Consider the following 1,545-nt stretch of genomic DNA (forward strand, 5'->3'; position numbering starts at 1 on the left):
CATTTGACACTGATTTCATGTTTGGAAATGTAAATTCTTGGTGTTATGTAAAATTTGATATTTACAACAGATGGCAAGTGGTATGTTGTTATCAGGCAAAGATGCATTAAACTAATGCCATTATCAATGCCCACACCGATGCTGATTGGTCGCTGTGCAAGGATCATCCATTAGACCAGTGTGAATCAAAGAGGATGACAAACTGAGCATCGCGTTAGTTCAGGCAGGACACAAAGTCAAGCTCAGCTCACATCCCAGCTACATCAGCTGATCTCAAACAGCCCAATCAACTGATGGAGCAGCTGATTGATCACGATTCCTTTCTATGCAACCAATTGGTAAATCTCATTCAGGGCACCCTATTTAAACTGCTCTGGCCTGCCTACTGTTGCTGCTTCCTCTGCAAGCTGCTTTGCAACCCGCTTCCACCCCAGCTCCTCCTTTTCATGCTGTCACTGACTTAACAATGTCATTTCTGTTTGTCATTGATCCTGGCTCTGTTCCCGGGGGGTCTTTGCTGCTGCTCTTCCATATAGGCGCATGGAAGGGCAGGGAAGTTTGTTCTCTCTACCTCAGGCTTTCTTCATTTGCATGTGAAAGGGCAGAGAGGTGTGCTCTCTCTGTCTTACACCGGATTTCCACTGGATGTGTGTCCGTTGCAGAACGGCAGCGCTGGTTATCCGCTGCGTGCTCCGCCATCCGTCAATACCCACCGGCTGCGTTTGCTGTGCGGTGCGGTGCAGCTCCGCCGGAAGACATCTCGGTGCACTGCCATGATTAATATCTCCTCGTCCATGGTGTCAACGGGGTGAAATGACGTCTGAAAACCTCTGACCTGTTGACTTCAGGCCTGTCTCTGGACATTATGACGTTTTCAAGGTGTAGTGCAGGGAAATATGATTCGCCGTGAACACTGTGTACTTTATTTTGAAAATTAACCAGATGTTTTATTGTGTTTCTGTGCACGACTTCCTGCCCCGCACGATCTGCTCTGTGCTGAATCGCTGCATTGTGCTCCGGCATCCGGCAAAAATAGAAGTCCTGCATATCTGTTGCAGAGGGCTCCGGAGTGCCGGTGGAAGCACACATTGACTAGAATTGAATCCTATCGGCTCCACTGCCGTGCCGGAGTGGAGACGCAACCAACACGCAGCCGGTGGAAATAGGCTGTTAGAGTCCTCACATCACTTGCAGAGATCCAAGGGGAGAGGAGGTAGCAACACAACTCCACCTAATGGAGGGTTACGGCTTACATATTCTGTGGTTTCAATTATGTGTTTTTGGACGTTTGAATCTGGGGCACCATAAGCCTCCATTAGGTGGAGTTTTGTTGCTACCTCCTCTCCCCTTGGGTCTCCGTAAGTGTTGTGAGGACTCCATTGGCATGAGGGTGAGTAGATAATGGGTGAATTTTCATGCTTGGGTGCACTATCCCTTGAAGCTTTTCTAGAAGTGCAATGAGCATTCAATGCAATGAGCCATAAACAGACATCTCTGTCTGTGGTGATAAGTTTTTCACACATCGTTTTACCATCCTTTTTTTTT

1 protein-coding gene is annotated in these 1,545 nt (G+C 47.8%); it reads right to left on the reverse strand.

Annotated features, from left to right (window positions below; translation table 11 throughout):
• Nucleotides 1-1,184 precede the first annotated feature (1,184 nt).
• Nucleotides 1,185-1,545, reverse strand: a 361-nt coding sequence (locus R7D93_RS25235; RefSeq protein ID WP_318129555.1) for a hypothetical protein, incomplete at its 5' end; no start/stop codon positions are given.

The sequence above is a fragment of the Vibrio sp. YT-15 genome, from assembly GCF_033337445.1.
Lineage (GTDB): Bacteria > Pseudomonadota > Gammaproteobacteria > Enterobacterales > Vibrionaceae > Vibrio > Vibrio alginolyticus.